The organism is Mucilaginibacter paludis DSM 18603 (assembly GCF_000166195.2).
GTDB lineage: Bacteria > Bacteroidota > Bacteroidia > Sphingobacteriales > Sphingobacteriaceae > Mucilaginibacter > Mucilaginibacter paludis.
Genome location: NZ_CM001403.1, coordinates 8,401,897 through 8,408,322 on the forward strand (window position 1 = coordinate 8,401,897; position 6,426 = coordinate 8,408,322).

A 6,426-nucleotide genomic window follows, 5' to 3' on the forward strand; every position below is an offset into this window, starting at 1 on the left:
CAAAAAAGGCGTCCGTAAATGGGCGCCCTTTCAAAACAAGCCGATAAAAGTCGATAGTTGTGCAACAATCAGCTATTTTCGGGCACGGTATCCAACCACTTCAATATCGCTTTCACGGTATCCTCGTAAAATAGCTTGTAAGTATTTTCTGTTACATAACCGATATGCGGCGTTGCCAGTACATTATCCAGTTTGCGGAAAGGATGCCCGGGCGGCAGCGGTTCTGTTTCAAAAACATCCAGTGCGGCGCCTGCTATCTTTTTTTGCTCCAATACTTTAATCAGAGCCTGCTCATCGGCCAAAGGCCCTCTTGAAGTATTGATAAAATAAGCCGTTGGCTTCATCAGGTTCAGGTCCACCTCACCCACAATACCGCGGCTGCGATCACTCAAAACCAGGTGAATGGTTACAAAATCAGCCTGGCTAAAAAGCTCCTCTTTAGTTACCAGTTTAGCACCGGAAGCCGCGGCTTTCTCTTCGGTAAGGTTTTGGCTCCAGGCTATCACGTTCATATCAAACGCTTTGGCATAGACAGCCATTTTTGCGCCGATATTTCCGAGCCCGATGATACCGAGGGTTTTGCCGGTAAGATCGGCAGCAATAGTAGTTTGCCATCCCCCCGACCGGACATTAGCGGCCTCCAGGGGAATATGACGGGTAATAGCCATCAACATGGCCCAGGTCATTTCCGGTGCGCCGGTACCAATGTATCCGGTAGGCATTATCCGGATATTAAATTCTTCTGCCGCCTGTACATCTATAGATGCATTGCGCTTACCTGTTGATACAATCACCTTTAAATTAGGCAACTGGCTCAAAATGTTCCTGTTTAATGGTGTGCGCTCCCTCATCACACAAACCACATCAAAAGGCAACAGGCGATTGATCACCTCGGTCTCATTAAACAGGTGATCATGAAAGATGGTAACCTGTGCCCGTCGCTGTACTTCGCTCCAATCGGCAGTAGCTGTCGCTACCTGCTGATAGTCGTCTAATACGGCTATTTGTATTTTTGAATTCATGGGTCCAATTTATCAATTTTAGCCGCATTTTTGATTAGATTTTGCATAATCGCTATGGTGCTTCAGCTTTCCCAAACAGGATATAAATAGAAAAAGACGGAATTTCTCCCGTCTTCTTTCTAAAAAAAACCATTAATTAATTATTTAACCGGAATAATATCTATAATCACAGTCCTGTTATAAAAACGCTCCTCGGGCAGGTTGTTATCAAATGGGGAGTGACTTACATCTTCGCCAAAACCAATGGTTTCAAACTTGACGCTGTTTTTTCCGGCTTTGGCTAAAGCGCGCTCCAAAATGCTTTGAACTTCGCGGGCCCTCTCCTGAGAAAGTTTCAGATTATGGTCTTCTTCACCTATAATATCGGTATGACCATGGATGATAACCGTTGCGCCATCAGTAATAGATGAAGCTACTGTATTGGATAAAAATTTGGTGTAAGCAGCTGTGGAGTTGGCCCTGTCAAAATCAAACAGGATACTAAAGCGCAAACCTTTTTCAACCGCTTCATTAACACCTGCTAAGTGTACCGAATTCTCTTTTGTAATGGTTAGTCCATTTTTGGTTTGGCCAACCATCACTACTTTATAATTACCTTCGGGGTTAGTGCCTAAAATAGCTGCGCCCGAAATGCTTTCCTGGTTGTTAGTAAATGGCCCGTAATGTTGTACAACGCCTCTTTCGTCGGTCAGGTCTACCGACCATGATTTAAATAACTCTTTAGCTTTATCTACATTAAGCACAACGCGACTATCGAGCGGATCAACCTGGGTGGCTTCGATCTGCACCGGTTTCATCAAGCCTCCGCCCACTTCCATTAATAACTGTGGCGATGTGCTGGTTACATCAACCCGGCGATCACCGGCACGCAAAAGCACCAGCTCTTTGCTTCCTCCAGGTTGTTCGGAAGGGATAAGCGGCTTAATACGTCCTTCAGTCGCAATTCTCGATCCGTCAATAGCAAAGGTGTTTACAATATATTGTTTAACCGATATGGCAAGTGCGGTACCATCAGCAATACCTTTACCCGAAGCACCGCTTAACGAGATTGTTGTACCGGGATTCGCCCTTAAACGATCGCCTAAAATATTTAAGATATTGTGATAAACATTCAACTGCCTTGAAGAACGGCCCGTTGTGTTGTCCGACTGCTGTTTTTGCAATTGTTCTTCCTTAAAATTACCTGCCTGCGTATTGGAGAGCATAATGTACCTTCCGGGTATTTCAGCCGATCCGTCATCGAAAAATATAGAACTGCGCAAAGGCAGGGTTTCGCTTACCTGGCGCTGCAACGGCACCGTTTTAGGCGCACGAACAGTAAAAGAGATTTCGGGTACGGGCGGTGCTGTAATATCCTTGACAGGCAGTTTTGAACCCCTTCCAAATTTCAAGGCAATACCTGCCCTAACCGTAGTGATAGACCAACTTTCGATATCACGTGGCTCCTCACCAAAATATGGCTGGTACGAAACGAAGGGAGAAAGATTGACTTTAGTAAGGCTGGCCGCAGGCGAAAGAGGAATTTCATAACCAACGCCAACCTGGCCCGAGATTATGGTTTTATGCATATCGCTCAGCTGCGCATTGGTAGTAGGCTGTTTAAGTTGCGTATAGGTAAAATCGTTGGTAAGGCTAAAGGCAACTCTTGGCCCTGCAAAAAAGTACAGGTTTGTTTTGGGCACGGATAAGCGCAAACTTGGCTCTACCGTAACATAACTGGTGTTGGTAGTTAAGTCGGCGGGGCAGTTACATGGGGCCACAACCTCTTTAAATTTACCTCCACGACCATCATAGCCTACGTTTAAAGCACCACCCCACATACCCGCCGGGCGGTATTCAACCAAAACCGAACCGTAAGGGCGTACCCCAAAACCTTTATGAAAAGCCGCCGGAACAATGAGCGAGCCATTAAGCCTTTGAGTAGTTCCGTCGTACCAGTTAAAATTGGCGGCACCGGATATTCCAAACCACCAGTTAGGCTGTGTAACCTGTGCTTTAAGTGCGTTGTTAGCTAAAATCATTATCATCGAACAGATGATGACTGTTTGTATTTTTTTATGGAGGTGTATCATTCTAAATCTCTTTTAAATTAGTGGAACTTTTTTTAACCTCATCAATCCCGCGTTGGCCGGATTGATGAAGGTTATGATAATTAAGGGAGAATAACAGTACTGGCGTTTAAGGTAACGGCTGTTTGTGCAAGTAACCTGCCTGTAACTTTAGCACCAGTGTTTAAAGAGACCAGTGTTTTACTTAAAATATTGCCGCTAAAATCAACATTGGTTCCAAGCGTGGCCTGACCTGCAACTACCCACATCACGTTTTTTGCCTGGGCGCCACCAGTTAAGGTAATGATAGCGCTATTGTTTACCGTTAAATCCTGAGAGATCTGGAATACCCAGGTATCATTAGGGCCACCGGCAAGTGTTACACCTGCGCTGGTTATCAATACTCCGGAGTTATATTTATACAGGCCGGGAGTTAAAATTTTGCCGCTTATATTACCTGCATACAAATCAACAATTGGTGCCGGGGTAACTAAACCGTTTGCAGTGGTATAGGCGGTTTGCATATCGTTAACGGCAACCGTCATGTTAGATGGCGTTGGCGCAGCATAGTCAGACGCGTAAACCACACCGGTTACAATAGGCGTATGCGACGACTGGCCATTGGCATTCATAATTAACCCAAATCCGGTAATGGATGTTGCCGCAGCCGGGCTCACACCTATATCGCCCCCAACCGAGGTAATACCTGTAGTTGAAATACCCGCTTTGGTTAAAATGGTAAAATTAGCCGCTGTACCAAGGCTCGGCAATACCGGGCCAATGGCCGGAGTTAAAATAAAGTTAGCCGTGATGTTTTTATTGGCGTTCATGGTGACCGTTAATGGGTTGCTAATACTTACAGCATCACCCGTCCAGGAACTGAAAGTGTAGCCCGCTTTGGCTGTTGCCGTAAGTATTACAGTGGCGCCGCTGTTGTAAGCTGCCAGGTTAGGGTTGGCTACAACCGTTCCATTCACCGCGGTTACATTCAGGGTATAAGTAATAGCCGTAAAATTGGCTGTAATGTTTTTATTAGCATCCATGGTAACCGTTAATGGATTTGTGGAGCCTGTGGCATCCCCGCTCCATCCAGAAAACACGTAGCCAGTATTGGGCGTGGCCGAAACCTGTACGGTTGTGCCGCTGTTATAAGTGGCCTGCGATGGCGTTTTAGCCGTTGTGCCGTTTGTAGCTGATACATTTAACGTATAGGTATTGATAGCAAAATTAGCCACCAACGTTCTGCTGGCAGATAAAGCGAAAGTATAAACAGCGCTGGTTGAAACAACATTTCCGTTCTCGGTCCAGTTGGTAAAGGTATAACCAGGGTTTTGATTGGCAGTTACCGTTACAGATGACGCTGCTGAATATGAACCCGATCCGCTTGTTGAACCACCTGCTGGAGGGTTTGATGATAATACCACCGCGAACTGAGATGCAGGTATCACTTTAAAATTAGCAATCAATATCCTGTTTCCGGCTATGGCAAACTGATAGCTTGAGCTTACCGACACAATATTGCCATTTTCTGTCCAGTTCACAAAAGTGTACCCTGTATTAGGCGCTGCTGTTACCGTTACCTGCGAACCAGACGCATATGAACCTGAGCCATTAGTTGTGCCCCCGGCTACAGGTAAGGATGTTAAGGTGACCGCAAAACGGCCAGCCGGTATGGCTGTAAAATTAGCAACCAGAGTTCTGTTACCAGCCATGGTGAATTGATAGCTTGAACTTGTTGAAGCTATTACACCGTTGTCTGTCCAGTTGGTAAAGGTATAACCCGTGTTAGGGGTAGCAGTAACTGTAGTTGTTGAACCTTGTGCGAACGTTCCGGCACCACTCACTGTTCCGCCAATTGCGGGGTTGGCCGATAAAACTACTTGTGGGCTTGTGGTAAAGCTCCATACATAATCGCTCACCAATGCGGTGCGAAGTGTATCTGTAGCCGCAGTTGTAATAGTACCGGTATAGACAGTAAACGGTAATAAAGGTACGTCCGGTGTAAATGTAAAGTTAGCGCCGTTGGTAGTTGGTGCAATAGTACCGGAAATAACTGTAGTTCCTTGTTTAATTGAGAACGTAGTTTTATTAATAGTGGCCGCGCTCATGCTGGTATTGAAGGTTACCGCTATCACTTTGTTCAAAGCCACATCTACGGCTTTGTCCATAGGGTCGGTACTAACAACCAGGGGGCACACCCCTACTACTTCGCCTTTATAGTTGTCTTTTTTACAACTCGATATCAAGGTGGCCGCCAGGAGCACAAGGCAACAGATGGCATTGAAGATTTTAGAATAGCCAGCACCTTTACGCTGCGGACTATCCACTGTTAAAGTAGAGATTCTTTTCATGATTATTTATTAAAACGATGTTGAATTTTATTGCGAGGATTTATAATGTCAAAATTCAGGACAATACAAACCTACCCTAAGTGTTAGATGAAGCTGTTACACAATTTTTTAAATAAGTTCTATAATTCACACATTTCAAACTGCAGAGAGCCCTTGCAGGTGATGTGTTTGTAATAGGAAGGAGTTATACCGGTAACTTTTTTAAATTGGGTGGATAGGTGAGCCACACTACTATAATTCAATTTCCACGAAATCTCGGTGAGGTTAAGCTCGTTATTGCAAATTAATTGCTTAACCCGTTTTATTTTATTGATGATGATGTAATGCTCAATGGCGATGCGTTGTGTTTCCGAAAAAACATTAGCCAGGTAAGTATAATCAAGATTGAGTTTGCCACTGAGATAATCAGAAAAATTAATCTTCATGCCTTCCGGATGTTGGATCATTTCTGAAATAGCACTGACGATTTTTTCTACCAGGATATTTTTTTTATCGTCCATCAGTTCCAAGCCTGCTTTAATTAAAGCGACCCAGAATTTTTGCATCTGATCTGTTGATACTGGTTCCAGAATTTCTACCCCACCTGCATTTACCTTGATCACGGTCAGCCCGATCCTCTCTAACTCATATTGAACCACTATCTGGCAGCTCAGGCAAACCATATTTTTAATAAACAGTATCATTGCAGGTATACTTGCAAAGCAAGTGCCCGTTTACGTACAGCAAGGTACACCATAAAACATAATAGCTGCTCAACCTTTTGTTTGGACAACTTAAATAGCCTGCCCTGTTCAAACCAAAGTACTTTTGCTTAAAATTAAGGCAATGCAACATGTGCCTTTAAACACAAAATAAACTCAGCTCGCAATCGGCGCAAGCCTTTTAAACTTAACCAAAAATTAAGTTATGATTACTATTAGAGAATAAACTGTATCATATTAACTTATAGTTTATATTTAGTTGATTTCAAATTAAACTAAATATCAATCGGTTTCAATAAATAAA

The 6,426-nt window shown here is 43.9% G+C and carries 4 protein-coding genes; all 4 read right to left on the reverse strand.

Annotated elements, in window-relative coordinates; translation table 11 throughout:
- Positions 1 to 68: 68 nt before the first annotated feature.
- The 4 genes from MUCPA_RS35465 to MUCPA_RS35480 all read right to left on the reverse strand — a co-directional run bounded on the left by MUCPA_RS35465 (position 69) and on the right by MUCPA_RS35480 (position 6,104).
- A complete protein-coding gene (locus MUCPA_RS35465; RefSeq protein ID WP_008513499.1) occupies positions 69 to 1,022 on the reverse strand; it encodes a D-2-hydroxyacid dehydrogenase family protein in 954 nt (317 codons plus the stop codon).
- Between the two features lie 140 nt (positions 1,023 to 1,162).
- Entirely contained in the window at positions 1,163 to 3,094 is a 1,932-nt protein-coding gene (locus MUCPA_RS35470) for an OmpA family protein (RefSeq protein WP_008513500.1), read from the reverse strand.
- 80 nt (positions 3,095 to 3,174) lie between these two features.
- Complete coding sequence (locus MUCPA_RS37405; protein ID WP_008513501.1) at positions 3,175 to 5,421, reverse strand: InlB B-repeat-containing protein; 2,247 nt, start codon at positions 5,419 to 5,421, stop codon at positions 3,175 to 3,177.
- A 119-nt stretch (positions 5,422 to 5,540) separates the two neighbouring features.
- Positions 5,541 to 6,104, reverse strand: a complete 564-nt coding sequence (locus tag MUCPA_RS35480; RefSeq protein ID WP_040626875.1) for a helix-turn-helix domain-containing protein — start codon at positions 6,102 to 6,104, stop codon at positions 5,541 to 5,543.
- Between the last annotated feature and the right edge of the window lie 322 nt (positions 6,105 to 6,426).